23 protein-coding genes, 1 tRNA gene and 2 pseudogenes are annotated in these 24,571 nt (G+C 60.0%); 12 read left to right on the top strand and 14 right to left on the bottom strand.

Annotation, left to right across the window (positions count from 1 at the left end; translation table 11 throughout):
• Positions 1-34: 34 nt before the first annotated feature.
• Both yddG and J2046_RS17165 read right to left on the bottom strand, forming a co-directional pair.
• Positions 35-922 carry an aromatic amino acid exporter YddG gene (yddG, locus tag J2046_RS17170; protein ID WP_210053828.1) on the bottom strand — a complete coding sequence of 296 codons (888 nt, stop codon included), beginning with the start codon at positions 920-922 and terminating at the stop codon, positions 35-37.
• A 33-nt stretch (positions 923-955) separates the two neighbouring features.
• Positions 956-1,729 carry a DUF3108 domain-containing protein gene (locus J2046_RS17165; RefSeq protein WP_210053826.1) on the bottom strand — a complete coding sequence of 258 codons (774 nt, stop codon included), beginning with the start codon at positions 1,727-1,729 and terminating at the stop codon, positions 956-958.
• A 247-nt stretch (positions 1,730-1,976) separates the two neighbouring features.
• Between J2046_RS17165 and rpmB the strand changes: the two genes are divergently transcribed.
• The 3 genes from rpmB to J2046_RS17150 all read left to right on the top strand — a co-directional run bounded on the left by rpmB (position 1,977) and on the right by J2046_RS17150 (position 3,546).
• A complete protein-coding gene (gene rpmB / locus J2046_RS17160; protein WP_037157063.1) occupies positions 1,977-2,267 on the top strand; it encodes a 50S ribosomal protein L28 in 291 nt (96 codons plus the stop codon).
• A gap of 217 nt (positions 2,268-2,484) precedes the next feature.
• Positions 2,485-3,123 carry a queuosine precursor transporter gene (locus J2046_RS17155; protein ID WP_210053824.1) on the top strand — a complete coding sequence of 213 codons (639 nt, stop codon included), beginning with the start codon at positions 2,485-2,487 and terminating at the stop codon, positions 3,121-3,123.
• A gap of 90 nt (positions 3,124-3,213) precedes the next feature.
• Complete coding sequence (locus tag J2046_RS17150) at positions 3,214-3,546, top strand: pentapeptide repeat-containing protein (protein WP_210053822.1); 333 nt, start codon at positions 3,214-3,216, stop codon at positions 3,544-3,546.
• 12 nt (positions 3,547-3,558) lie between these two features.
• Here the strand turns inward: J2046_RS17150 and J2046_RS17145 are convergent, their stop codons facing one another.
• The 4 genes from J2046_RS17145 to J2046_RS17130 form a co-directional block, all read right to left on the bottom strand.
• Positions 3,559-4,548 (bottom strand): esterase-like activity of phytase family protein, encoded by a 990-nt coding sequence (locus tag J2046_RS17145; RefSeq protein ID WP_233469862.1) that lies wholly within the window; start codon positions 4,546-4,548, stop codon positions 3,559-3,561.
• An 11-nt stretch (positions 4,549-4,559) separates the two neighbouring features.
• Positions 4,560-6,458: a cobaltochelatase subunit CobT gene (gene cobT, locus J2046_RS17140; protein ID WP_210053820.1), complete on the bottom strand. Its 1,899-nt coding sequence runs from the start codon at positions 6,456-6,458 to the stop codon at positions 4,560-4,562.
• A gap of 18 nt (positions 6,459-6,476) precedes the next feature.
• Entirely contained in the window at positions 6,477-7,469 is a 993-nt protein-coding gene (cobS, locus tag J2046_RS17135) for a cobaltochelatase subunit CobS (protein WP_210053818.1), read from the bottom strand.
• Between the two features lie 61 nt (positions 7,470-7,530).
• Complete coding sequence (locus J2046_RS17130) at positions 7,531-8,154, bottom strand: J domain-containing protein (RefSeq protein WP_210053816.1); 624 nt, start codon at positions 8,152-8,154, stop codon at positions 7,531-7,533.
• 121 nt (positions 8,155-8,275) lie between these two features.
• Here J2046_RS17130 and J2046_RS17125 point away from each other — a divergent pair, with 121 nt between their 5' ends.
• Together J2046_RS17125 and J2046_RS17120 are read left to right on the top strand one after the other, a co-directional pair.
• Positions 8,276-8,557, top strand: coding sequence for a BolA family protein (locus J2046_RS17125; protein WP_037157335.1), 282 nt, complete (start codon positions 8,276-8,278; stop codon positions 8,555-8,557).
• 384 nt (positions 8,558-8,941) lie between these two features.
• Positions 8,942-9,691, top strand: coding sequence for an SDR family oxidoreductase (locus tag J2046_RS17120; protein ID WP_233469861.1), 750 nt, complete (start codon positions 8,942-8,944; stop codon positions 9,689-9,691).
• Between the two features lie 95 nt (positions 9,692-9,786).
• On the opposite strand, the pseudogene J2046_RS17115 reads toward J2046_RS17120, so the two are convergent.
• From J2046_RS17115 to J2046_RS17105, 3 genes and pseudogenes are all read right to left on the bottom strand, one after another.
• Positions 9,787-10,659 (bottom strand): annotated as a pseudogene (locus tag J2046_RS17115) (HlyC/CorC family transporter); the annotation flags it as partial.
• A gap of 11 nt (positions 10,660-10,670) precedes the next feature.
• Positions 10,671-11,813 (bottom strand): 3-dehydroquinate synthase, encoded by a 1,143-nt coding sequence (gene aroB / locus J2046_RS17110; RefSeq protein ID WP_210053810.1) that lies wholly within the window; start codon positions 11,811-11,813, stop codon positions 10,671-10,673.
• The gene (locus J2046_RS17105) at positions 11,810-12,409 is read right to left on the bottom strand and encodes a shikimate kinase (RefSeq protein ID WP_210053808.1); all 600 of its coding nucleotides are present in this window, start codon (positions 12,407-12,409) and stop codon (positions 11,810-11,812) included. Before J2046_RS17105 ends, aroB begins: the two co-directional genes overlap by 4 nt.
• Before the next feature lie 146 nt (positions 12,410-12,555).
• Between J2046_RS17105 and J2046_RS17100 the strand changes: the two genes are divergently transcribed.
• The 5 genes from J2046_RS17100 to J2046_RS17080 all read left to right on the top strand — a co-directional run bounded on the left by J2046_RS17100 (position 12,556) and on the right by J2046_RS17080 (position 16,385).
• Positions 12,556-12,714 carry a hypothetical protein gene (locus J2046_RS17100; RefSeq protein WP_037157047.1) on the top strand — a complete coding sequence of 53 codons (159 nt, stop codon included), beginning with the start codon at positions 12,556-12,558 and terminating at the stop codon, positions 12,712-12,714.
• 12 nt (positions 12,715-12,726) lie between these two features.
• Positions 12,727-13,671 carry a site-specific tyrosine recombinase XerD gene (xerD, locus tag J2046_RS17095; protein ID WP_210053806.1) on the top strand — a complete coding sequence of 315 codons (945 nt, stop codon included), beginning with the start codon at positions 12,727-12,729 and terminating at the stop codon, positions 13,669-13,671.
• A gap of 63 nt (positions 13,672-13,734) precedes the next feature.
• Positions 13,735-14,688 carry an acetyl-CoA carboxylase carboxyltransferase subunit alpha gene (locus J2046_RS17090; RefSeq protein ID WP_210053804.1) on the top strand — a complete coding sequence of 318 codons (954 nt, stop codon included), beginning with the start codon at positions 13,735-13,737 and terminating at the stop codon, positions 14,686-14,688.
• 180 nt (positions 14,689-14,868) lie between these two features.
• Positions 14,869-16,155: a L,D-transpeptidase family protein gene (locus J2046_RS17085; protein ID WP_233469854.1), complete on the top strand. Its 1,287-nt coding sequence runs from the start codon at positions 14,869-14,871 to the stop codon at positions 16,153-16,155.
• Positions 16,152-16,385 carry a sulfurtransferase TusA family protein gene (locus tag J2046_RS17080; RefSeq protein ID WP_210053800.1) on the top strand — a complete coding sequence of 78 codons (234 nt, stop codon included), beginning with the start codon at positions 16,152-16,154 and terminating at the stop codon, positions 16,383-16,385. The genes J2046_RS17085 and J2046_RS17080 overlap by 4 nt, the downstream gene beginning before the upstream one ends.
• A gap of 6 nt (positions 16,386-16,391) precedes the next feature.
• Here J2046_RS17080 and J2046_RS17075 read toward each other — a convergent pair whose 3' ends face one another.
• Together J2046_RS17075 and J2046_RS17070 are read right to left on the bottom strand one after the other, a co-directional pair.
• Positions 16,392-17,555, bottom strand: coding sequence for a CobW family GTP-binding protein (locus tag J2046_RS17075; RefSeq protein WP_210053798.1), 1,164 nt, complete (start codon positions 17,553-17,555; stop codon positions 16,392-16,394).
• Between the two features lie 13 nt (positions 17,556-17,568).
• Positions 17,569-18,687, bottom strand: a complete 1,119-nt coding sequence (locus J2046_RS17070; protein WP_411828511.1) for a serine hydrolase — start codon at positions 18,685-18,687, stop codon at positions 17,569-17,571.
• 156 nt (positions 18,688-18,843) lie between these two features.
• Between J2046_RS17070 and J2046_RS17065 the strand changes: the two genes are divergently transcribed.
• Together J2046_RS17065 and J2046_RS17060 are read left to right on the top strand one after the other, a co-directional pair.
• Positions 18,844-20,007: a M20 aminoacylase family protein gene (locus tag J2046_RS17065; protein WP_210053793.1), complete on the top strand. Its 1,164-nt coding sequence runs from the start codon at positions 18,844-18,846 to the stop codon at positions 20,005-20,007.
• A 56-nt stretch (positions 20,008-20,063) separates the two neighbouring features.
• A tRNA-Arg gene (locus J2046_RS17060) sits at positions 20,064-20,140 on the top strand.
• A gap of 224 nt (positions 20,141-20,364) precedes the next feature.
• Here the strand turns inward: J2046_RS17060 and katG are convergent.
• The 3 genes and pseudogenes from katG to denD form a co-directional block, all read right to left on the bottom strand.
• The gene (gene katG, locus J2046_RS17055) at positions 20,365-22,551 is read right to left on the bottom strand and encodes a catalase/peroxidase HPI (RefSeq protein WP_210053791.1); all 2,187 of its coding nucleotides are present in this window, start codon (positions 22,549-22,551) and stop codon (positions 20,365-20,367) included.
• A 385-nt stretch (positions 22,552-22,936) separates the two neighbouring features.
• Positions 22,937-23,139 (bottom strand): annotated as a pseudogene (locus J2046_RS33865) (alpha-hydroxy-acid oxidizing protein); the annotation flags it as partial.
• A 368-nt stretch (positions 23,140-23,507) separates the two neighbouring features.
• The gene (denD, locus tag J2046_RS17045) at positions 23,508-24,494 is read right to left on the bottom strand and encodes a D-erythronate dehydrogenase (protein WP_037156982.1); all 987 of its coding nucleotides are present in this window, start codon (positions 24,492-24,494) and stop codon (positions 23,508-23,510) included.
• Between the last annotated feature and the right edge of the window lie 77 nt (positions 24,495-24,571).

The raw sequence follows: 24,571 nt of genomic DNA, 5'->3' as shown, positions 1-24,571 counted from the left end.
TTTCCCCCCGACGCCTCCGATTGTTCGGAGACGCCTACTCAGCAACCGCCTCGCCGATCGGCTTCGGCCGGAACATGTCGCGCGCGGCAAGCACCGCGCCCCCCGTAATCAGCAGGCAGGCCACCGCGATACGCCAGTCAGGCTCGGCAAAATCCGTGGCGACCAGGATCAGCGTCGACAGCAGCGGCGCCGCATAACTCGCCGCACCAATGATCTGGATGTCGCCATTCTTGACACCGTAATCCCAGGCATAGAAGGCCGCCCCCACCGGCAGCAGGCCGAGCCCGACGACAGCCGCCCATTCTCCGCCATTTGCCGGCCAGATTGTCGTCTCCAGGGCCAGATGGCAGATCAGCGACAAGGCTGAAGTCGCAAGGCAGAAGCCGGTCACGACATCGGTCGAAACCCGATCGAAACGCCGCGTCAACAGTGAATAGCCGGACCAGGTGAAGGCACAAAGGAAAGCCGCACCATAGCCGACCAGATAGGCGTCGTCGAACGACAAACCGTTGCGCGATACGATGGTGATCGTGCCACAGAGGCCGGCGACAGCGCCGATCACATGATACCAGCGCAGTTTCTCGCCCGGCAGCAAGGCGGAGCCGACTACAATGAATAGGGGCCATAGGTAGGCGATAAGGCCTGCCTCCACTGCCGGTGCATTTCGGAGCGCTGTGAAATACAGGAAATGGTAGCCGAACAGCCCGCCGATGCCGGTGATCCAGACCTTCGGCGGCTGCTTCAGAAAGGCGATGCGCTGCGGTCTCAGAACGAAGAGGATGATGCCCGGCAAGCTGCCGATCGCGAATGTGACTGCTGAAAGCTGGAACGGCGGCATCTTGCCGGATGCAGCAGTCATCAATGCAAGCAGCGACCACATCAGGATCGCTGTGAAGCCGATCAGAGTTCCCCGGATTTTCACCCCTACCCCCTCGACGCCCTGCCGGACGTCACTTCAGCCGCCATACTTGACGGCGGTCACATATACCGGCCCCATCCTGGTCGGGATGCGGGCGTAGACGGGAGCATATACATTTGCCGACTGGGCCTTGGCAAACCAGATTTCCATCGGCGTTTTCCTGAGATACTCGATATCGCTGCGCCCACGGCGGAAACCGGATTTCGGCATATAGCGGATCGAGCAGACGATCGCCTCGCCCTTGAAGCCATCCGTGGAGAAGGGTCTTGTGCCCTTCAGCGTCAGCACGAGATCCATGCGGGACTCTCCGTCATAGATCGGCAGCCGGCTTGGGCAGACTTTGGCGGTGGCGGGGAAGATGAGGCCGCTCAGCGGATCGAGAACGGAATGCAGGTCATCCTCTGTTACCGGAATCCAGTTTTTCGGATTGCGCCTCGGCTCGGGTTTGACGGTCGTTTCGGTAACATCGCCGTTACGGTATTCGACATCGTAGATGCGCGTGCGCTTGCCGGCACTGTAGACGAGATTGTAGCGGTCGGCTTGCAGCTTGTCGGCCTGCATGCGCCCGATAACGCTGGTTTCAGCAGAAATACGGCTGATGATGTTGACGATGCCGGCGGATTTGAAGATGCCGGTGATCTTGTAGTCCGTGCTGTTAAATTCACTCGAAAAAGAGGCTGTGGCGATCGGCAGGATGCCGAGTGAAATGTCGTACTTGCTGACGTGCCGGATCTCCTCGGAACCGATCGGTACGGCCGTGAGCCCAAAGACGACCATGAATGCACTGACGAAACGGCCCCGAAGGATCATGATTCTGCCCTGAACGATGAGGACGCCAAAAGCGCCTTCCCGCGACATATAGACCGGCCATAATGGCAAGAAAATAGCGGCATAATCCCACCATGGGCGGAATCTCCGGGGTTTGGCCAAGGTTTGGCTTGACGCGGCGGACCTCACTGACTATAGAACCGCAACTTTCCAATCAGGACCAGTTGGATCGGGGTGCTGGGTATTGCCCGGAAAGACCATCCGATTGCAGAAGAACAAAGGTGTATCCATGTCTCGTGTGTGCGAACTGACCGGCAAGGGCGTTCAGACCGGCAACAATGTAAGCCACGCCAACAACAAGACCCGCCGCCGGTTCCTGCCGAACCTCTGCCAGGTCACGTTGATCTCCGACGCTCTCGGTCAGCGCTTCCGCCTGCGCGTTTCCGCGCATGCCCTGCGCTCCGTCGAGCATCGTGGCGGCCTCGACGCCTTCCTGCTGAAGTCCGACGAAAACGAACTGTCGATGCGCGCTCGCCTGCTGCGCCGCCAGATCGTCAAGAAGACTGCCGAAGCCGCTTAATCGCGCGGGCGACATATCATCCGGCTTTGAGGGAGGCTTGCACGGGTAACACCGGACAGGCCTTTTCTCTTGGAGCGCCGTGCGTCCGAATGGACGCACAAAGGACGCTCCGATTTATTTAGTTGCCGCATCGTGCTTTCCGAAAATCGAAAACGAATTTCGGGCTGATGCGGTCCTTCATACTCCTCCAACTGGTGGCATCACCCAGGATAAAAAAATGCAAGCGACGCGCTATACCCTCATCTACGCTCTGATCATGGCGGCCGTCGTCGTCGCCTCGAACTTCCTCGTTCAGTTCCCGGTCAAGGGAACGCTCTGGGGCATCGCGCTCGCGGACCTCCTGACCTGGGGCGCGTTCATCTATCCTGTCGCCTTCCTGGTCACCGACCTCGCCAATCGCCAGTTCGGTCCTGCGACTGCCCGCCGCATCGTATTCGTAGGCTTTGTCGTCGGCGTCACCCTTTCCTTCCTGGCGTCTGCGCCGCGGATCGCCGTCGCGTCGGGCACGGCCTATCTCATCGGCCAGCTTCTCGATATCTCGGTTTTCAACCAGCTTCGTCGCCAGACCTGGTGGCGTGCGCCGCTTGCCGGCTCCCTTCTCGGCTCCGCACTCGACACGCTGCTGTTCTTCTCGCTGGCCTTCGCCGCGATCTTTGTCTTCATCGGCCCGAACGAGGATTTCGCGATCGCGCAGGCCCCCATCCTCGGCGCCTTCGCCATCGAGGCTCCTCGCTGGATCTCCTGGGCGCTGGGTGACCTTGTCGTCAAGATCCTGGTCGGTATCGTGCTGCTGTTGCCCTATGGCGCGCTGATGAACGTGCTGAAGCCGATGCCGCAGGTGGCCAAGGCCGTCTGACCTCAAAATCGTCCGGCTCGATCGCCACTTGCAAGTCGAGCGATTGCGCTGCAGTCTGCGCTACGTCGCAATTTCTTTGGACGAGCCACGATGCAGATTCACGATGTCTTCGATGTTCTGGAAGCCACTCGTACAACTCTTTCAGGCTCGTCGTTCGACGATGTGAACCTGTCCGGCACGCGCTTCAACAATACGAATCTGTCAGGCGCGAGCTTCAATCAAATCAATTTTGCGGGCGCGACAATCAACGACAGCAATATGTCAGGCTGGTCCATTGATGATGTGAACCTGTCCGGCCTGCGCCTACACAACTCCAACCTTTCGGGCGCGGAATTCATCGGATGCAGAATGACGGGAGCCAAGATCGATGGCATACCCGTTCAGGCCCTGCTCGATGCGTATAACGCCGCGAAAAAGGACTGAAACCGGAAAATGCTAGTCGTCCAACCGGAATTCCAGCATCACATTGCTCTGGAGAATATTGCCGTTATCGTCCGACACCACGATGAGGTGCGGCTTGCCTTCCGGCCCGGTGACGACGTCCAGCCCTTCCATATTATCGATCGCATAGCCCATGTCGGCGTCGATGAGTACCTCGCCGTCCACGACGGCGCCGGGACGGATGCTGTCGCCCTTGATCCGCCGAATGCGCATGCCGAGCCCGCCTGTGAAGCTGAAGCGACGTTCCAGCAGCAGGAAATCGCCGCGCGGCAGGAAGGCGCCATCCGTTACATCGTAGGGATCGTGGCGCGCGACCTTGAACACACCCTTCAGCGGCCCCTCAAGGATTGCTGCGAACGAATTGCCGTCATCGTCGATGCTGTGCTCCGTCACGACGACAAGCGCTCCCATGAGCGGGCTTGAGGAAGGCGAGACCGCCACGGTCTCCATCCCGGCATTCATACGAAACTCATGGCGGGGGATGACGGGATCGTGCGTCTTCACTGGAGCGGAAGTCTCAAAGCCCGGATCGGGATAGACATCGACGCGGTGGCGCTGCTCGAAACTGACGATCGCCTGTCCGCTGCGCAGCGCCAGCCCTTCGGCATCCGTATAATATTTCGAACCGGCACGCCCACCTTGGATGAGGATAGGGCTGATCGAGATATCCGAGAGGCCGGAAAGCCGGCCGCCGGCATCCCGCTCGATCCTGCCCGTCAACCAGTTGCCAGTATCGAGGACGGATACGAAGCTCTGGCCATCGGAGCGAAAGCGTATGCTTGACAACGATTGCAGCCGGCTGTCGGATGACGAGAACTCGATGCCGCCGAGGAATTCCAGCGGGCCGAAACGCACCTCGGTGGAGCCACGCTTGAATTCGGTGATCGCCCGCGCCCTCACCAAGATGCTCTCCGTCGCCGGCGCCACCGGAAAAGCCAGCGCACTGAAAAGCGCGGAGCAGATGGCAAGACGGACAAACTTCAAGGGAGCAAGCCTCAACCGGCCCGGCGCATGCGGCCCGTCGAATGACTGTTGTTCTCTTCGAAGAGCGCCGCAAGCTGCTCGGTCATTGCGCCTGCAAGCTCGTCCGCATCGACGATCGTCACGGCCTTTCGGTAGTAACGCGTCACGTCATGGCCGATGCCGATCGCCAGAAGCTCGATCGGCGAACGCGTCTCGATCTGCTCGATCACCGCCCGCAGGTGCCGTTCCAGATAGTTGCCCGGATTGACCGACAGCGTCGAGTCGTCGACCGGAGCGCCGTCGGAGATCATCATCAGGATCTTGCGCTGTTCCGGCCGGCCGATGAGGCGCTGGTGCGCCCACATCAGCGCTTCCCCGTCGATATTTTCCTTGAGCAAACCCTCTCGCATCATCAGGCCGAGATTCCGGCGCGAGCGGCGCCAGGGTGCATCGGCCGATTTGTAGACGATATGGCGCAGGTCGTTAAGGCGGCCGGGGGTCGGAGGCTTGCCGCCAGCGAGCCACTTCTCACGCGCCTGCCCGCCCTTCCAGGCCTTGGTCGTGAAGCCGAGGATCTCGACCTTCACGCCGCAGCGTTCCAGCGTGCGGGCAAGGATGTCGGCACAGGTGGCCGCAACCGTAATCGGCCGGCCGCGCATCGAGCCTGAATTATCGATGACCAGCGAAACGACCGTATCGCGGAACTGTGTGTCGCGCTCCTTCTTGAAGGAAAGCGGCTGCATGGGGTCGATGATCAGACGCGATAGGCGTGCCGGATCCAGATAGCCTTCCTCCAGGTCGAAATCCCAGGAGCGGTTCTGCTGCGCCATCAGGCGACGCTGCAAACGGTTGGCGAGCCGGCCGACCGCGCCCTGGAGATGAGCAAGCTGCTTGTCAAGAAAGGCGCGCAACCGGTCCAGTTCGGCCTCGTCGCAGAGTTCCTCCGCTGTGACCTCCTCGTCGAATTCCTGCGTAAAGATCTTGTAGTCGACCTTTTCGTTGAAATCGTCGAACGGGCTGTTCGGACGGCGAGTTTCGCCCGGCGTCTCGGAATGTTCGTCGCTGTCGTCCGACATGTCCTCGTCAGACATCTCGGCACCGTCCATCTCGCCGTCTTCGAGTTCATCGTCGGAAGCCTCGCTCTGCTCGGCGGGCGCGGCGTCGGCACCGGCCTCTTCCTCGACCTCCTCGTTGTCGGTCTCATTGCTGCGTGGCTGGTCTTCTTCGCTCGGATTCTCCATTTCCTCCGGCTCGGAGTCCTCCTCCGCGAATTCCTCCGCCATCTGCATGGAGGACAGCATGTGCCGCACGAGCTTGCCGAAAGCCTGCTGGTCCTCGATCACACCCTTCAGGTTATCGAGATCGCCGGATGCCTTTTCCTCGATGAAAGGCCGCCACAGGTCGAGCACCTTGCCGGCACTGGCGGGCGGCCGCTCGCCGGTCAGTTTTTCACGCACCAGCATGGCGACGGCTTCCGCGACCGGCGCATCTTCCTGCCGTTCGATGCCGGAGAAATTCGCTTTGGCATATTTTTCGGCGTGCATTGAATTAAGGTTAGCCGCGACGCCGGCCATGCGCAGTGCCCCGATCGATTCCACACGGGCCTGCTCGACCGCGTCGAAGACAACGCGAGCGTCGGAGCCCTGTGGCGACATATTGGCATGGACATTCGTATCATGGCAGGCGAGCCGCAGCGCCATGGAGTCGCCGAGACCACGGGTCACCGCAAGTTCGTGCGCCGTCGGTCGCTTGGAAATTTCCGGCAGGCGGATACGCTCGCCGGCAAGACCGGGGCGCTCGTTCGCGAACGAAACCTCGACTTCGTTGTCGCCGGCAATCGAGCGAATGCAGCCGGTGATCGCCTGCCGCAACGGCTCGGTATCCACCGGCCCGCCGGTTTTGGCCTTCGAATTGTCTCCGCGCACTGCCATGATGCCGCCTCCGTGCGTTTATGCCCCGAGAACGATGTTGGCTGCGCTTTCCTTCAGCTCGACACCGAAGGCGCGCTGGTACTGCTCGGCGACCAGCGTGCGCTCCAGCTCGTCGCACTTGTTGAGGAAGGTGATGCGGAAGGCAAAGGCGATATCGCCGAAGATCTCGGCATTCTCCGCCCAGGTGATGACCGTGCGAGGACTCATGACGGTCGAAAGGTCGCCATTCATGAAGGCCGAGCGGGTAAGATCGGCAACGCGCACCATCTTGGAAACCGTCTCGCGGCCCTCGGCGGAAGCGCCGAAACTCTTCACCTTGGCGGCGACGATGTCGACTTCCTTCTCATGCGGCAGATAGTTCAGCGTGGTGACAATCGACCAGCGGTCCATCTGCGCCTGGTTGATCTGCTGCGTGCCGTGATAGAGGCCGGTCGTATCACCGAGGCCGACAGTGTTGGCGGTCGCGAAGATACGGAAGGCCGGGTGAGGGCGGATGACGCGGCTCTGGTCGAGCAGGGTCAGGCGGCCGGAGGATTCCAGCACGCGCTGGATGACGAACATGACGTCCGGGCGGCCGGCATCGTATTCGTCAAAGACGAGCGCAACATTATGCTGGTAGGCCCAGGGCAGGATGCCGTCCTTGAATTCGGTGACCTGCTTGCCGTCCTTCAGCACGATCGCGTCTTTGCCGACGAGATCGATACGGCTGACATGGCTATCGAGGTTGACGCGCACGCACGGCCAGTTGAGACGGGCTGCGACCTGCTCGATATGGGTGGATTTGCCGGTGCCATGGAAGCCGGACACCATGACACGTCGGTTATGTGCAAAGCCTGCAAGGATGGCGAGCGTCGTATCGCGGTCGAACAGGTAGTCCGGGTCGAGATCAGGAACATAGGGGTCGCCGTTGCTGTAGGCAGGAACCTGCCAATCCGTATCGATGCCGAAAACTTCCCGGACCGAAACAGTCGTATCGGGCAGATTGGAAATATCTAGATCAATCTTACTCATCATCTCTCCAAGGCACGGGCCGCCGCCCGTCCGTCATCCTCACTGACGCAATTTTTACGGCTTAGCAGAAACCCGCCTGCTTCAACAACTGATATGCTTGAACAACAGCGCGAAAACGTTCTTCCGAGCCGCGATCGCCGCCATTGGCATCGGGATGGTGCTTTTTGACCAGTTCCTTGTAGCGGCTCTTGATTTCAGTCGCTGTCGCATTCCCCGTCAACCCCATCGTGTCGAAGGCCTTTGCTTCCAGCGTCTTCAACTTGCGCTCCTGGGGTGGAAAGCGAGGGCCGCCGGCGCGCGCCTGCGAAACGAAGCCGAACGGATCCCTGAACCGTTGCGCGTGAGCACCGCCGGATCGCACGGTCGAATGAAGTGGAGCCTGCTTGGCCGATTTATTGACGCCGAGCGTCCAGGTCGGGCGATGGCCCGTCACCGCCTCCTTCTGGTACCGGGCGATCTCGCCGTCCGAAAGACCGGAAAAGTAGTTATAACCCTTGTTGTATTCCTTGACGTGTTCGAAACAGAACAGGAAGAACTGGCCTTCCGCGTTGCGGCCCACGGGAGCGCGGTGAGCGCCGGGCTTGTCGCACCCGTCCCACTGACAGGTCGGCGCCTGCGGAGCCGCTTCCTGCTGCCTGTTCCGGCGCGTCCGGATACGATCGAAATATTTGGAATCTAGCTTCATAAGGCCCTCATTATGGGATGGCCGGGAGGATGCGGCAAGAATTGACAAAGCGCTTTCTTACTGGTTTGTGGGATGCCCCTTTGAGGTCGCCGCCGCGACCTACGTTGTCATGGAGCCGAACATGTCCGTCAAAGCCCGGATCGAAGCCACGCTTACCGAAAACCTTGAGCCGGAACGGCTGGTCGTCATCGACGAAAGCCATCAGCATGCCGGTCATCAGCCGCACTTCACCGGCGCCGAGGGGACGCATATGCGTGTCCGTGTCGTCTCAGCCAAATTTTCCGGAATGAGCCGTATCGACCGGCATCGAATAGTGAACGCGCTCCTCAAGCCGGAACTCGACGCAGGCCTACATGCGCTGGCGGTGGAAACTGCAGCACCCGGTGAACCGACGAACTGGTAGCATCGGTTAGATAGGGATGATGAGGCGAGAGGCCAAGGGCCGAATCCTACTCGTTGTGCGATACCCTCTAGCTGGCCCACGTCACGCTTCCCGGCTGAATGACAGGGCAGTGGCCGGTTGACCAATGATTTCCCTTGGGCTAGTGATCAACCTGCAGTGGTCCAAAGCCCATGCCGTAGGCGTTACCGTCATCCAACGCGTCCTTTGTCGAGAAGGTCCCAGCAGGGAGAACTCGGATATGAAGGCGCGCGGTAGGGATTCACTTCGTTACCTGCAGCCTCGTTGTCATCCACCCGTTCCGGGCGGCTGAAGCGTTGTGCTACGTCCGTGACGAATCAGCCGTGGCCTTTCCCGAAACACCTTGGAAGGGTTCGAAAAATGAGAATGACCGACAATACCGTCCTGATCACCGGTGGCACGAGCGGCATCGGCCGCGCGCTTGCCGAAGCGTTCCACGATCGCGGCAACCGCGTCATTGTGACCGGGCGCCGGCAGGATATGCTCGACGAGATCACGCTTGGTCGGCCCGGTATCACCGGACTGTATCTCGATCTGAATGATGCGGTTTCGCTGGCTCGCGCTGCAAGCTCAGTACGCGCGCGATTTCCCCGCCTCAACGTGCTGATCGCCAATGCTGGTATCTCCCGGAACGAAGATATGACGACCGAAGACTGGGATACGGCCGAGGCGGAGGCGATGGTGCAGACCAACATCGTCGGCGTGCTGCGCGCTGTCGCCGCCTTTCTGCCGATCTTGAAGCAGCAGTCTCTGTCGACGATTATGGCGACGAGTTCCGCGCTCGCTTTCCTGCCTCGCGCCGATTTCCCCACCTATTGCGCCACCAAGTCTTTCCTGCATTCATGGTTAACATCGCTACGTCATCAATTGAGCAAAACGTCGGTCGACGTCCTCGAATTGTCGCCGCCCTATGTGCAGACAGAACTGACGGGCGCCGCGCAGGCCGTCGACTCACGTGCGATGCCTCTGGCCGCCTATATTTCGGCGGTGATGGCAATGCTTGAACAGGGCGATCACCCGCGGGGCGAATTGCTGCTCGAACGAGATCAAGCGCGCCGCTGGGCCGAGCGCGACGGAACCTATGACCGCATTTTCGCTACCTTGAACCCTGCCTGAGGAATGAGGTGACCCAACGGCTATGAAGGCGACATCGCCCATGGCCGCTTTGGGCCGAAAGCCAATAACCCGTGGGTTCCCGATTCAACCCAAGCCTACTCCGCCGGCAATGTAGCCTCGTCCGCCGGTCGTATCCGCAGCCGCGTAATGCGGTTCTTCTCGCGCTTCATGACGATGAAACGCTTGTCATAGAAGGTGAAGGCCTGCCGCTCTTCGGGGATGAGTTTCGATTCGTGAATGACAAGGCCGGCAATCGTCGTCGCTTCGGCATCCGGTAAGTTCCAGTCGAGCGCGCGGTTTAAATCGCGGATCGGCACGGATCCATCGACGACGATCGATCCGTCCGCCTCCTGGCGCACACCTTGAATCTCGATGTCGTGCTCGTCGGCAATATCGCCGACGATCTCTTCAAGGATGTCCTCCAGCGTCACGATGCCCTGTACCTCGCCATATTCGTCGACGACGACGGCAAAATGCACCTTGCGGCGCAGGAAGGCATTGAGCTGATCCTTGAGGCTGGTGCTGTCCGGCACGAACCACGGTTTTTGGGCGATCTTGACGATGTCGATGTTGTCCGGCTGCACATTCGGCTCGGCAAGCGCACGCAGCAGATCCTTGGCATGCACGATGCCGATGATGTTCTCCGTCGAATTGCGCCAGACGGGCATGCGCGTATAGGGGCTTTCCAGAACGGTGCGAACAGCCACGTCCGGCGGGTCGTCGGCGTTGACCGCCCGCATCACGGTGCGATGCTTCATGACATCGGAGACTTCCAGCTCTTCCAGCTCGAAGAGGCTGCTCAATCGATCCCGGTCCGGCTTGTCGAAATTGCCCTCGCGATGGAGCGCGTCGAGCGCAGCATGCAGGTCGTCGTGGTTCGAAAGAGCAAGCGTCTCATGAGAGAGCGAAACACCGAACAGCCGGAGAAGCCCGCGAATAAACGCGTTGACGGCACGCGACAGCAGCCCTCCCATCAACGTCATTTCGGTCGCTTTTCCTCCAGAAAACTCAAGACTTCGGACGATGGCACGTCGTTCGCGATAAAGGACTGGCCGATGCCATGCGTGAGGATGAAGGTGAGCTTGCCGCCCTGGACCTTCTTGTCCTGCGCGATCGCCTCGAGCAATTTTTCAGTCGGCGGCAGCTTGCCGGGGATGTCGCTCATCGAAGTCGGCAAACCGACGGCCTTTAGGTGGGCCTCGACCCGCCCGGCATCGTCCGGGCTTGCGAGATTAAGCCTCGCCGAGAACTGATGCGCCAACACCATGCCGATCGCAACACCCTCTCCATGCACGAGCCTCTTGCTATCATATTCGGTCGCCGCTTCCAGCGCATGGCCGAACGTGTGGCCGAGATTGAGAAGCGCCCGACGGCCCGTTTCCCGCTCGTCTTCGACGACGACATCGGCCTTCGCCTGACAGCTCACCGCGATCGCTTCGATCCGCTCCGGGCCGCCTTCGAAGACCTCTCTCCAGTGCTTTTCCAGCCAGGCGAAGAAATCCGGCTTGTCGATCAGCCCGTATTTCGCGACTTCCGCATAGCCGGCGCGGAACTCCCGCTCGGAAAGCGAGTCGAGCGCGGCGGTATCGGCAAGCACGAGGCTCGGCTGATGGAAAACACCGAGCAGGTTCTTGCCGTGATGGGTGTTGATGCCGGTCTTGCCACCGACGGAAGAATCGACCTGTGCCAGAAGCGTGGTCGGGATCTGCACGAAACGTACCCCGCGGCGAACGATACCGGCGGCAAAGCCGGCAAGATCGCCGATCACCCCGCCGCCAAGCGCAATCACGCAATCATTACGCTCTATACGGGCCGAAAGCACCATATCGGTGACGGTTGCAAGATGTTCGAGGCTCTTCGTCTTCTCACCCGCAGGCAGCGTCAGGGAGACCGCTTCGATACCGTCGGTCTGCAGGCTGTCCATCAGGGCTTCGAGATAAAGCGGGTCCACATGTTCGTCGGTGATGATCGCCGCCTTGCGGCCCTTGAGCCGCGACGTGATCTCGCCCCCGGCCCGCGCAATCAGGCCGGGACCGATCAGAATGTCGTAGGCGCGGTCGCCGAGCGGCACATGCACAAGGCGCTCCAGGGATCGCTCGGGAGATCGGGAAGATACGTTCATCGCAGTTCACTTTCACTGGAATGATCGGCCATGCCGACAATGGCGGACAGCACTTCGTTGACCATAACATCCTTGCGGACATTCCCCGACTGGACGGTCAGATCCGCATTGGCATACACCGGATAACGCTGGATCATCAGGTTTTCGAGCGTTTGCCTCGGATTCTCGGTCTTGAGCAACGGCCTATGGTCGCGTTTACTGACACGCTCCCACAAGACATCCAGATCGGCTTTCAGCCAGATGGAAATGCCGCCGTTCTTGATTCGCCTTCGCGTATTCTCGTTGATGAAGGCGCCCCCGCCGGTCGAAATCACGCGCGGTCCATTCCTTAGCAGGCGCTCGATGACGCGGGTCTCAAGTGAGCGGAACTCCGCCTCACCATAGGCCGCGAACAGCTCGCTGATGGTCATGCGGGAGACTTTCTCGATCTCCGCGTCCGTATCCACGAACGGGATGGAAAGGCTCTGCGCCACCAGCCGACCGATCACCGACTTGCCGGCGCCCATCAGACCGACGAAGACGAGATTGCGCTTGCCGAGAACGGCACGCGCCTTTTCGCTGAGGGTCGGTGCGGCGGAGGTTGCAGCTTCTGTCATCGTCAGGTCCGTTTCGAACACGGTATCGACAAATGCCGGGGCAGCGTCAAGCCGTCGCAATACCTAAAGACAGCGGAGGATTGTTTGTTCTTGTTCTTCCATAAACCTTTATCGATATAGTGCGACGCAACCTTGTGGAGTTCCGGATGCCCACCCTTTTTCGTTTCCTCTTCGTGCTGGCGGTGATCGCAGGCATCGTTTATGGAAGCATGGTGGCGCTCGTCATGCTGGTAGAGCCGCGGGAACGCGATGTGACGGTGCGCATCCCTTCTGAGCGGCTGAATCCGGCATCACCTCAACGATAACGGCAAACGGACATGGTCGATCTTTCCCGCGCCCATATCGAAGCCTTTCTCGAAATGATGAGCGCCGAGCGGGGCGCTGCCGGCAATACGCTCGCCTCCTACGAGCGCGACCTCGAAGACCTGCATTCCTTCCTTGCCTCGAGCCGAAAAACTCCGCTCGCCGCCGAAAGTGCCGATCTTGCGGCCTATCTCGCTCATCTGAGCAAACAGGGGTTTGCGGCCTCGTCCCAGGCGCGGCGGTTGTCGGCCATGCGGCAATTCTACAAGTTTCTCTATGCGGAAGGCCTGCGCGGCGACGATCCGACCGCAATCCTCGACGCGCCCAAAAAGGGCCGCCCGCTGCCCAAGACCATGAGCGAGGATGATGTGACCCGGCTGCTGGAACTTGCCGCGAAGGAGGCGGCGGAGCCTGGGCCGGACCAACTTTCCCGCCTCAGGATGCTAGCTTTGCTCGAACTTCTCTATGCCACCGGCATGCGCGTTAGCGAACTCGTTTCGCTGCCCATCAAGGTCCTCGACCAGGAAGGCCGTTTCCTGATGATCCGTGGCAAGGGAAACAAGGAACGGCTGGTACCGCTCTCCCGCTCGGCCATCGCCGCGCTGAAATCCTATGGCGAAGCCCGCGCCGCCATGGTTGCCAGAACCGGAGATAGCCCCTGGCTTTTCCCTTCGTCCGGCAAAGAGGGTTATCTTCCCCGGCAGGTCTTCGCGCGCGATTTGAAAAGCGTCGCCGCTCGGGCCGGTCTCAAAGCCACGACAATCTCGCCGCATGTGATGCGCCATGCGTTCGCAAGCCACCTCCTTCAGAACGGAGCGGACCTTCGCGTGGTGCAGGAATTGCTTGGCCATTCAGACATTTCCACCACGCAGATTTATACGCATGTTCTGGAAGAACGGCTGCGCGAGCTTGTTGAAATGCATCACCCTCTTGCAAAACAGGCCAAAAACCGGGATTAGAAGCCCGACCGCAACGGGGAACTCCGCGTTCCTGAGCTAAGAAGTAACGGGAAACCGGATCTCATGCAGACTTATCTCGATTTCGAAAAGCCAATCTCGGATCTCGAGGGGAAGATCCATGAGCTGAAAAAGCTCGCCTCGGAAGACGAGAGCATCGATACGTCCGAGGAGATCACGAGGCTCGAGGCCCGCGTCAGGGAAGCGACCAGGGAGGTTTACGCCAAGCTCGGAGCCTGGGAAAAGACGCAGGTCGCTCGGCATCCGCAGCGTCCGCATTTCATCGACTATTCGACCCGGCTTTTTACCGATTTCACGCCGCTCGCGGGCGACCGCAACTTCGGCGAGGACGCCGCGATCCAGGCGGGCCTTGCCCGCTTCAACGGCATGCCAGTCGCAATCATCGGCCAGGAAAAGGGCCATGATACGAAGACACGCCTCAAGCACAACTTCGGCAGCCCCCGTCCGGAAGGCTATCGCAAGGCGATCCGCGTCATGGAAATGGCCGGCCGCTTCGGCCTGCCGGTGATCACGCTGGTCGATACCGCAGGCGCCTATCCGGGCGTCGGCGCCGAAGAACGCGGCCAGGCGGAAGCCATCGCCCGTTCGACTGAAATGTGCCTGGCCTTGAAGGTGCCGATGGTTTCAGTCGTCATCGGTGAAGGCGGTTCCGGCGGGGCAATCGCGATCGCCACAGGTAACCGTGTCTACATGCTCGAGCATGCGATCTATTCGGTGATTTCGCCGGAAGGTGCTGCCTCCATCCTCTGGCGTGATTCGACCCGTGCCCGGGAAGCCGCCACGAACATGAAGATCACAGCGGACGACTTGAAGGCGCTTGGCATCATCGACGACATTATCCCCGAACCGATCGGCGGAGCCCACCGCGAACCGGATACCGTGATCGCGGCAACCGGCAAGGTGATTGCTTCAGCCCTTGAAGATCTGGGGCAACTGTCCGGCGACGAACTCAGGTCCGCGCGTCGGCAGAAGTTCCTCGATATTGGCCGCAATCTCTAATCCTTGGACGGCTGCCGCTGAAATTGCCAAATTTGGCCACATTGCTGTAAACAGTGATGTTGGGCGGTTTTGCTGGACAGACGGATAGAAGCGGTTAAGAAGATGTAAAGATTACCGCTTTATTGATCGAAGTCCCGTACCGATCCCGGTCGGCTTTCGAAATCCATGTGGTCCGTTCCGATGCGTCTGATGAAACACATCGCCTTCGCTCTTCTCGTGGCAACCGCGCTGACGGGCTGCAATGACACGCTCGATTCGGCAAGCACCGACCTCAAGAGCGTCAAGAACAAGGTCGAGCAGCCTCTGCCTTCCCGCATCCTTGCAGAGATGCAGAAGAAGAACATGCCGCGCAATTCGCCGATCATGGTCCGCATCCTCAAGGAAGAGGGTAAGCTGGAGGTCTGGAAGGCAAGGGCCGACAACCGCTTCGAGGTGATCAAGAGCTACGACATCTGCGCCTGGTCCGGAAAGCTCGGTCCGAAGGTCAAGGAAGGCGATCGCCAGGCTCCTGAAGGTTTCTATAACCTGACGCCGGCGCATCTGAACCCCTACTCAAAATACTATCTCGCCATCAATACCGGCTTCCCGAACCGCTACGACCAGGCGAATGGCCGCACCGGCTCCAACCTGATGATCCATGGAGCCTGCTCGTCATCCGGCTGTTATTCCATGACGGACGAACAGGTTCTGGAAATCTATGCTTTCGCCCGCGATGCCTTCAAGGGCGGCCAGACGGCCATTCAGCTCCAGGCTCTTCCCTTCCGCATGACCGCGGAGAACATGGTGCGCCACCGCGACAATTCGAACTATGACTTCTGGAAGATGTTGAAGGCTGGCTACGATAATTTCGAAGTCACCAAGCGGCCGCCGGAAGTGGCCGTCTGCGAAAAGAAATACGTCTTCAACCAGCAGGTGGAAGGCAACGGCACGTTCAACGCAGCGTCCGCCTGCCCGCCCATGTCGACCCCGCCGGCGCTGGTGGCTGCATTGGCCTCCTATGGAAAGACCTATGACCTCGCCTATCAAAAGGCCCTCGACAAGTTCGACGGCAAGGTCTGGTACGAGCCTTCCGAAGCGGAACGCAAGGCGGTTGTCGCCGAGAAACGCAAGGGCCGCGACCTAGCCTACGCGCCGACCGGTACCTCGCTTGAAGCCGGCAAACTGATGAGCCAATCGGAATTCAAGGCGATGATGGAGAAACGCATGGCTGCCCAGAACAAGCCAGCCAATACCATGCTCGCTTCCGCCGCTCCCTCGCCGCGTGCCTCCTCCGCCGCCGAGCGGATGAAACAGGACCGCCTGCCGACAGCCAGCACGCCGCCTCAGACACCGGCTCCCACCACAGCAACCGCTCAAGGGACGACAACCGTTCCGATCCCGGAGCAGAACCCGCTTGCCTATGCGGCACCGCAGCAGGTCACGGAAGTCAAAAAGAAGCCGTTCTGGAAATTCTGGAGCACGGAATGAACTCCACCGCTGACGGCCTCTACGACCTGAGAGGCCTGAAGTGTCCCCTGCCCGTGCTGAAAACGCGGCGGCGGCTGAAAAGCATGGAAAGCGGTGCCGAACTCCTGATCGAAACGACCGACCCGCTGGCCGGCATCGACATCCCGCATTTCTGCACCGAAGAAGGTCATGAGCTCATCCGCTCGGAAAAGACCGGAGCCGGCCACCGTTTCCTGATCCGTAAAGGATAGCCGGATTTACATCCGGAGCCCGGGAACGGAGAGCGGATTATCTTCCAGCGCCGCTCGATCCGGCCGGTCGATACGCGGTTGTCCGGTGAAAGCGGCGAACAGATCCGATACGAAAGCCTCCGGCAGGTCTTGGGTGATCAGCACCATGCGGGTGCGGCGATCCGAACCTTCCGGCCATTTCGGCAGCCGCTGCGGGGGATGGAATACGCTCTGTACCCCATGCAGCACCAGCGGCCGGTCGGGATTGTCCGAGAGCGCCACGACCGCCTTCATCCTGAGCAGCTTTTCCCCATGCGCCGAGCGCAGCAGATCGACGAACATCTCGATCGCCATCGGATCGATCGGCTTGTCGTGGCTGATCGAGAACGAGCGGATATTCTCGCCGTGGCGGGTCACGTCATGATGATGGTGGTGATGGTGCCCATGCCCATGATGATCGTGTCCGTGATGTTCATGGTCGTGATGGTGATCATGATGCTCTTCGGCATCGTTCGCCATCTCGTCGTGCAGCCAACGATCCACGTCAGCGATCTTGGTCGCCGGATCGTAGAGCCCGTTTTCCAGGATCGACGCAGTACCGGCTTCCGCGCCGTCGCCATCGACGACCGGCGCTCGCGGATTGAGGGTTGCGAGCCGGGATTTGAGGGCGGCAATCTGGGTTGCATCGGCCATCGAAAGTTTGGAAATGATGAGCCGGTCGGCGACCGCTGCCTGTTTCACCGCCTCCTGATGACGATCGAGCGTCGAGAGCCCGTTGACCGCGTCCACCACCGTGATCACGCCGTCAAGCTCGAAATTCTGCGCGATCACGGGATTGCCCATGACCGATTGCATGACAGGAGCGGGATCGGCAAGGCCGGTCGTCTCGATCACCACGCGGCGAAAGGGCTTTAGCCGGCCGGTCTGGATGCCATCCATCATATAGGCCAGCGAATCGACCAGTTCACCGCGGACGGTGCAGCAGAGGCAGCCGTTGGAAAGTTCCACCAGGGCGTCACCCGAAGCCTCGACCAGGAAATTGTCGATACCGACTTCGCCAAACTCGTTGATGATGACGGCCGTGTCGCTTGTCCCCGGATCCTTGAGGATGCGGTTGAGCAACGTCGATTTTCCCGCACCGAGAAAGCCGGTGAGGATGGAGACCGGAATCCGGCCGCGGAGAGAGGACATCAACTATTCCACTTCAGAATGTCGGGCGGGGCTGCGGAATCGGCACATTGGCGATCTCTTTCCTGCCCTTGGTGGAAGCGACCTTGTCTTTGGCGGGTGCAATGTCCTCGCCTCCGAACAGAACCCCCACGAAGCTGTAGACCGGCGGCCTGGTCATCTCGTGAATATAGGGCGAGTGCAGCACCATGCGGCCGGCATCGTCGCGATTTTCGCTGCGCACCTTGGCTGCCTTCGGATTGCAGATCTCCGCGCTGACATCGTTGACTGTGGCCGTGTCGCCATAAGGAGCCAGAGAGGCAAGCGGCACGCCCTGGCTCGGCGAAGATGTCAGCCCCTTTTGCAGAAGATTGGCCGTATCGTCCGCACGGCCGGCCAGGCTGTCCGATCCCAGCACGACGGAAATCACCGTGCGGCCGTCACGCGTCGCCGAGCCGACCTGGTTGAAGCCGGAGGCGCAGATGAAACCGGTCTTCATGCCGTCCGCGCCATCAAAACGGCCGATCAGCGTATTGAAGTTGGCATACTGCTTGTTGCCGGTATCGATGCCTTCCAGCGAGAAATAACCCTGGTATTCCGGAAAATCCTGTTTCAGCCGGAGAGACAGCAGTGCAAGGTCGCGGGCCGTCGTATACTGGCCCTTTCCCGGCAGGCCATGCGGGTTGATGAAATGCGTCGACGTCATGCCAAGGGCCTTGGCCTGCGCATTCATCATCGCCACGAACTGGTCGGCGGAACCGCCGACGGTCTCGGCAACCGCGACGGCCATGTCGTTGGCCGATTTCACAAGCAGGATCTTCAGCGCGCTGTCCATGGTGAGCCTGGAGCCGGGCTTGAAATACATCTTGCTTGCTGGCTGCTCGGTCGCCTTCTTGCTCATGATCACCGGCGTATCGAGCGTGAGCTTGCCGCTCTTCAGCGCCGTGAAGGTGACATAGGCCGTCATGAGTTTGGTCAGCGAGGCGGGATACCACTTGAGGAAGGCATCCTCGTGGGCAATCACCCTGCCCGTCCTCACGTCGACCACCATCTTCGGGTTGGCAGCGGCACTTCCAGCCGACAGGAGCAAGCCGAAGGCCGTGAAAGCGGAAATCAGCCGGGCAGTGGCCCCAGGTCGAACGGGTGAAATCGGCAAGGTCATCCCTCGTTGTTGCGGCTTAACGAGTGTGGCGCATATTCGGCCTATGTGGCCAAGCAATGGCAAAGAAGATTGATTGCGTCAATCAGGACAGGCACTATCTGCAGGGGAGGACGATTCATAACCGCGTGAGCAACAAAAACAGGGAACCCTATGCCAATCTTGAACCGGGCCGCCGAGCTTCAGACCGAAGTCAGCAGATGGCGACGATATCTTCACGAAAATCCCGAAATTCTTTACGACGTCGAGAACACCGCCTCTTTCGTTGAACAGAAGCTGAAAGAGTTCGGTGTCGACGAGGTAATCACCGGCATCGGCCGGACCGGCGTCGTCGGCATCATTCGCGGCAAAGGCCCGGCTAGCCGCACGATCGGGCTTCGTGCAGACATGGACGCTCTGCCGCTCGATGAAATCACCGGCAAGGCCTGGGCTTCGAAAACACCCGGCAAGATGCATGCCTGCGGCCATGACGGGCACACGTCCATGCTGTTGGGTGCGGCAAAATACCTCGCCGAAACCCGCAACTTCAACGGCAGCGTTGTCCTCATCTTCCAGCCTGCGGAGGAAGGTGGCGCCGGCGCACTCGCGATGATCGAGGACGGCATGATGGAGCGCTTCGGTATCGAGGAAGTCTATGGCATGCACAACATGCCGGGCATTCCGGTCGGCCAGTTCGCCATCCGCAAGGGAGGCATCATGGCCGCGCCCGACCGCTTCACCATCACCATCAAGGGCCGCGGCGGCCATGCAGCCCAGCCGCACAAGACGATCGACCCGATCTTCATCGGCTCGCAGCTCGTCGGCAGCCTGCAGGCGATCGCCGCCCGCAATGCAGATCCACTTCGCTCGGTCGTCATCTCCGTGACGCGATTCGATGCCGGTACGACGCACAACATCATCCCGGATGAGGCAACCCTCTGGGGTACAGTCAGGACGCTGAGCGAGGAGACGCGTGATCTTGCTGAAATGCGTATCCGCCAGATCGTGGAGGGTATCGTCAGTGCACATGGCGCGGAAGCGAACATCGAATATGAACGCAGATGTCCGGTCACCACGAATCATGATCAGGAGACGGAACATGCAATCAGTGTCGCGACCGGGGTTGTCGGCGTCTCCAACGTGGATACCAATGTCGATCCCGCAATGGCCGGCGAGGATTTTGCCTTCATGTTGAAACGGCGGCCCGGAGCCTTCATCTTCATTGGCAACGGCGATACGGCAGCTCTCCACAATCCGCATTACGACTTCGACGATGAGGCGATCCCTTACGGCATTTCCTATTGGGTGCGGCTCGCCGAGCAGCGATTGACGGAGTAAAGCTGCGGAAAAGACTTGGCTAAATCAGGCGGCTTTTGTATGGATGTCGCCTGAGTGGTCCCGTAGCTCAGCAGGATAGAGCACCAGATTCCTAATCTGGGGGTCGCGCGTTCGAATCGCGCCGGGATCACCAATCCAACCGGGGTGTTCCTATAGACGCTGAGCCACTTGGGCTCCCGGATACCTTCGTCCAAAACTGCCGATGATATGTGGGATGATTGACCATCATCTTCTTCACGTCGCGCCGCTTAATGCGCCGTACGATCCCGCGGCCAGCGAGATCCGGGGAGGAAATCCGATCCGGCGAGGGATGCCTGGGCGCGGCCGAGAAGCCGCGCCCAGGCAGGGCTTTTGTCATCAGATCAGATCAAAACGATCGGCGTTCATGACCTTGTTCCAGGCGGCAACGAAGTCCTTCACGAACTTTTCCTTGGCATCGGACTGCGCATAGACTTCGGCGATGGCCCGAAGCTGAGAATGCGAGCCAAAGATGAGGTCCACGCGCGTACCGGTCCACTTCGGCGCCTTCGTCTTCCGATCGTGCCCCTCGTAGACGCCGTCCTTGCCGGGAACCGGCGCCCATTCCGTATTCATGTCCAGCAGGTTGACGAAGAAGTCGTTCGTCAGGGCTTCGGGTTTGTCAGTGAAGACACCATGCTCCGGCTGTCCGGCCTTCAGCACACGCAGGCCGCCGACAAGCACCGTCATCTCCGGCGCAGTCAGTGTCAGCAGCTGGGCCCGGTCTACAAGAGCCTCTTCCTGCTGCATGAACTGGATCCTGCCGTTATTGACATAGTTGCGGAAACCGTCGGCACGCGGTTCGAGCGGTGCGAAGGAAACGGCGTCGGTCTGTTCCTGCGATGCATCCATGCGGCCCGGCGTGAACGGCACGGTGATGGCGTGTCCGGCGGCCTTGGCAGCCTTCTCGACACCCGCAGCGCCGGCAAGAACGATCAGGTCGGCGAGCGAGATCTTCTTAGCGCCGGTCTGGGCAGCGTTGAAGTCCCTCTGGATGCCTTCGAGGACGCCAAGAACCCTGGCGAGCTGTGCCGGCTGGTTCACTTCCCAGTCTTTCTGCGGGGCAAGGCGAATGCGTGCGCCATTCGCACCGCCACGCTTGTCGGAACCACGGAAGGTCGACGCCGAAGCCCAGGCGGTCGAGACCAGTTCCTGCACCGAAAGGCCCGTAGCAAGGACCTTGGCCTTCAAGTCGGCGATGTCCTTGTCGTCCACGGGCGGGTGGTCTGCGGCCGGAATCACGTCCTGCCAGATCAGGTCCTCGGCCGGCACTTCCGGGCCGAGGTAACGCACCTTCGGTCCCATGTCGCGGTGGGTCAACTTGAACCATGCGCGGGCGAAGGCATCCGCAAATTCGTCGGGGTTTTCGAGGAACCGCCGCGAGATCTTTTCATAGGCAGGATCGAAGCGCAGCGACAGGTCGGTGGTCAACATCGTGGGGAGATGTTTCTTCGACGCGTCATAGGCATCCGGGATGGACGCCTCCGCGTTCTTCGCCTTCCATTGATACGCACCGGCGGGGCTTTTCGTCAGTTCCCATTCGCAGTTGAACAGGTTCTCGAAGAAGTAGTTGCTCCACTTCGTCGGGGTCTGCGTCCAAGTCACTTCCGGACCGCCGGTGATGGCATCCTTGCCGACACCGGTGCCGAACGTGCTTTTCCAGCCGAGTCCCTGGTCTTCGATAGCACCGCCTTCCGGCTCGGCACCGATGAAGGACGGATCGCCGGCACCGTGTGTCTTGCCGAAGGTGTGACCGCCGGCAATCAATGCCACGGTCTCTTCGTCGTTCATCGCCATGCGGGCGAAGGTCTCGCGGATGTCGCGCGCGGCAGCAATCGGATCGGGATTGCCGTTCGGCCCTTCCGGATTGACATAGATGAGGCCCATCTGAACGGCCCCGAGCGGCTCTGAAAGCTGCCGTTCACCGCTATAGCGTTCATCGCCTAGCCAGGTGCCTTCCGGACCCCAGAAGAGCTCTTCCGGCTCCCAGGTATCGGCGCGACCGCCAGCGAAGCCAAAAGTCTTGAAGCCCATCGATTCCAGGGCAACATTGCCCGTGAGTATCATCAAGTCCGCCCAGGAAATCTTGTTGCCGTATTTCTGTTTGATCGGCCACAGCAGGCGGCGGGCTTTGTCGAGGTTGGCGTTGTCCGGCCAGCTGTTGAGCGGGGCGAAACGCTGCTGGCCGGCACCGGCACCGCCGCGGCCATCGGTGATGCGATAGGTGCCGGCACTATGCCAGGCCATGCGGATGAACAGGCCGCCGTAGTGGCCGAAATCTGCAGGCCACCAGTCCTGTGAATCCGTCATCAGCGCATGAAGGTCTTTCTTCACGGCGTCGAGATCGAGCGTCTTGAATTCTTCGGCATAGTTGAACGCCTTGCCCATGGGATCGGACAGGCCAGAATTCTGATGAAGAATCTGGACGTTCAGCTGGCTAGGCCACCAGTCGCGGTTGGATCTGCCGCGAGGCGTATGGCCATGTGCGACGGGACATTTGCCCGCGCTGTCGGTTTTGGTGTCCATCATTTCCTCCTTGATTTCTCAATGTCTGCATCCAGAGGGGAGTAGCGTCGCCGACCAATCGGTTAGCTTCAGCTCAATATCGACCTTTTGCGTGAACCTTCACACGTATAAGATTTTTGGCCTCCGCTCGGTTAAGCAAGAGACACCGGCGACCACCTTCCCTTGCCTTCCTTCATATCGGAAGCGACTGATAAATTTAAGTTGGATTTACTGATCGTTGCGATAAGAAGGCCTTATGAAAAATTATGCCATGCCGTCATGGCCAATCACCCGCCGGCAGCGAAAAACAATCGGATCTCGGTTCCGATTGAAAAGCAGGCCTCGGCGCTGCTTATGGTCTCTTGTCCTGCGCGCAATTCCACTGCGATCGGCAGCTATATCGGCCTCAACGGAACCTTAGGTTCTGGCGCGCAAGTTTTTCGACTGAGGAGCAGCATCAGCTTCATGTCGCGCTCGATTTCGATGTACGTCAGTTCCAAGGCGCGCTCGACGCCAGACTGCCCGGCCGCCGCGAGCGGGAACAGGTATAGCGGCCAAGCCCGGGGGCTCTTTGGCTCCCAGCGAGAGCGCCTTCGTCATGCCAATACCATGAACCGGGTAAGGCGGCACTTCGCATGCATTGGCATCATCGGCACTTCCTTCACCATCGGTGAAACATACGGCATAACATCACCGGGCGGTGCTGTGCCGGCGATCGTCAGATTGGTGATGAAAACCTCACCGAAATGCACCAAGTCGATGTGCACTCCGTCATGATCGGCAGCAACATGGGTGTCAGGAGGATGGCGCCGCCGATCCCTCGATCGCCGTACCGATGATAATCAGCACCATACTGATGAGCACCGGCATCGTCAGCGGATCGAACGTCTTCGCAGTCGTAGCCGATATGAGAATACGGCCATGCGGATCTTCATCTCTAAATGCCGGGCCCAATCGAAACAGCCGCATTCTCGCGTTCAACCGCCAATGGACACCAACTCGTCCTCGATGTGAACCCGGATGATTTCGTCGAAATTTTTCTCAGCCGTAAAGCCCAATGCCGTAGCCCGCTTCGCTTCGAACCCAGGCGCCCAACCCGCGACCATCTTCATGATCATCTCGTCCGGAACGCGCCGGATCAGTCGCACCGCCCTTTCGCCTGCCGCACGACGGAGCGCTTCGATCTGTTCGCCGACCGTGGCGCTGACACCGGGCATGGAAAGGTTGCGATGTGGTCCGACCTCATCAAGGTCCAGTTTTGCCGCGTGGATCAGATAGCCGACTGCCGATCGGGGCGATGTATGCCAGTGGCGTACATCTTCCGATACCGGCAGGATTGCCTCCTGTCCGATCAGCGGCTCGCGCAGAATATTGGAGAAGAAACCCGATGCAGCCTTGTTCGGCTTGCCCGGTCGAATGCAGACGGTTGGCAGGCGAATGCCGATGCCGTCGAAGAAACCGCGGCGCGTGTAGTCGGACAGAAGCAGTTCCGATATGGCCTTCTGCGTGCCGTAGCTGGTGAGCGGCGTAAGATGAAAATCATCGGGAATCGGGAAAGGTAGTGGCGCCCCCACAACCGCGATCGATGAGGTGAAGATGACGCGCGGCCTGTACCCATCCTGGTTATGCGCGACGCGGACAGCATCAAAGAGATAGCGCGTGCCGTCCAGATTCACCCGGTATCCCTTATCGAAATCGAGCTCGGCTTCCGCGGAAACGATCGCTGCAAGATGAAAGATCATGTCCGGCCTGGATTCGATGAGCTGCTCCGCCTCTCCGGGGGCCGAGAGATCGGCTTTCCGGGTCACGACGCTTCCGCCGAAACCTTCCGGATGTTCCGGTTCCACGACATCCACCAGTGTCAGCTTCTCGATGGGTTTTTCGCCGATGCCGCCATCTGCAATGAGGCGCGCCGCAAGTTTGCGACCCACCATACCGGCCGCTCCGATAATCAGGATATGCATGAAACCTCCCGTTTCCACTGGCGCCGCTCATCTTCGCAGCTTTGAGAAATTATCTTGTATGGTTGTCTGATAACCTT

It is taken from the genome of Neorhizobium petrolearium, assembly GCF_017873175.1.
GTDB lineage: Bacteria > Pseudomonadota > Alphaproteobacteria > Rhizobiales > Rhizobiaceae > Neorhizobium > Neorhizobium petrolearium.
Note: the sequence above shows the minus strand (reverse complement) of the source record. Positions and strands in the feature narration are given on the sequence as shown.

Bases quoted from the DNA above. Each gene is read 5' to 3' on its own strand.
- J2046_RS17100 (WP_037157047.1), top strand. From the start codon at position 12,556: ATGCCCACCCTTTTTCGTTTCCTCTTCGTGCTGGCGGTGATCGCAGGC.
- katG (WP_210053791.1), bottom strand. From the start codon at position 22,551: ATGGACACCAAAACCGACAGCGCGGGCAAATGTCCCGTCGCACATGGC.
- denD (WP_037156982.1), bottom strand. From the start codon at position 24,494: ATGCATATCCTGATTATCGGAGCGGCCGGTATGGTGGGTCGCAAACTT.
- J2046_RS17120 (WP_233469861.1), top strand. From the start codon at position 8,942: ATGACCGACAATACCGTCCTGATCACCGGTGGCACGAGCGGCATCGGC.
- J2046_RS17065 (WP_210053793.1), top strand. From the start codon at position 18,844: ATGCCAATCTTGAACCGGGCCGCCGAGCTTCAGACCGAAGTCAGCAGA.
- cobS (WP_210053818.1), bottom strand. From the start codon at position 7,469: ATGAGTAAGATTGATCTAGATATTTCCAATCTGCCCGATACGACTGTT.
- J2046_RS17150 (WP_210053822.1), top strand. From the start codon at position 3,214: ATGCAGATTCACGATGTCTTCGATGTTCTGGAAGCCACTCGTACAACT.
- J2046_RS17130 (WP_210053816.1), bottom strand. From the start codon at position 8,154: ATGAAGCTAGATTCCAAATATTTCGATCGTATCCGGACGCGCCGGAAC.
- J2046_RS17125 (WP_037157335.1), top strand. From the start codon at position 8,276: ATGTCCGTCAAAGCCCGGATCGAAGCCACGCTTACCGAAAACCTTGAG.
- aroB (WP_210053810.1), bottom strand. From the start codon at position 11,813: ATGAACGTATCTTCCCGATCTCCCGAGCGATCCCTGGAGCGCCTTGTG.
- J2046_RS17080 (WP_210053800.1), top strand. From the start codon at position 16,152: ATGAACTCCACCGCTGACGGCCTCTACGACCTGAGAGGCCTGAAGTGT.
- cobT (WP_210053820.1), bottom strand. From the start codon at position 6,458: ATGGCAGTGCGCGGAGACAATTCGAAGGCCAAAACCGGCGGGCCGGTG.
- J2046_RS17085 (WP_233469854.1), top strand. From the start codon at position 14,869: ATGCGTCTGATGAAACACATCGCCTTCGCTCTTCTCGTGGCAACCGCG.
- rpmB (WP_037157063.1), top strand. From the start codon at position 1,977: ATGTCTCGTGTGTGCGAACTGACCGGCAAGGGCGTTCAGACCGGCAAC.
- J2046_RS17075 (WP_210053798.1), bottom strand. From the start codon at position 17,555: ATGTCCTCTCTCCGCGGCCGGATTCCGGTCTCCATCCTCACCGGCTTT.
- xerD (WP_210053806.1), top strand. From the start codon at position 12,727: ATGGTCGATCTTTCCCGCGCCCATATCGAAGCCTTTCTCGAAATGATG.
- J2046_RS17155 (WP_210053824.1), top strand. From the start codon at position 2,485: ATGCAAGCGACGCGCTATACCCTCATCTACGCTCTGATCATGGCGGCC.
- J2046_RS17090 (WP_210053804.1), top strand. From the start codon at position 13,735: ATGCAGACTTATCTCGATTTCGAAAAGCCAATCTCGGATCTCGAGGGG.
- J2046_RS17165 (WP_210053826.1), bottom strand. From the start codon at position 1,729: ATGATCCTTCGGGGCCGTTTCGTCAGTGCATTCATGGTCGTCTTTGGG.
- J2046_RS17105 (WP_210053808.1), bottom strand. From the start codon at position 12,409: ATGACAGAAGCTGCAACCTCCGCCGCACCGACCCTCAGCGAAAAGGCG.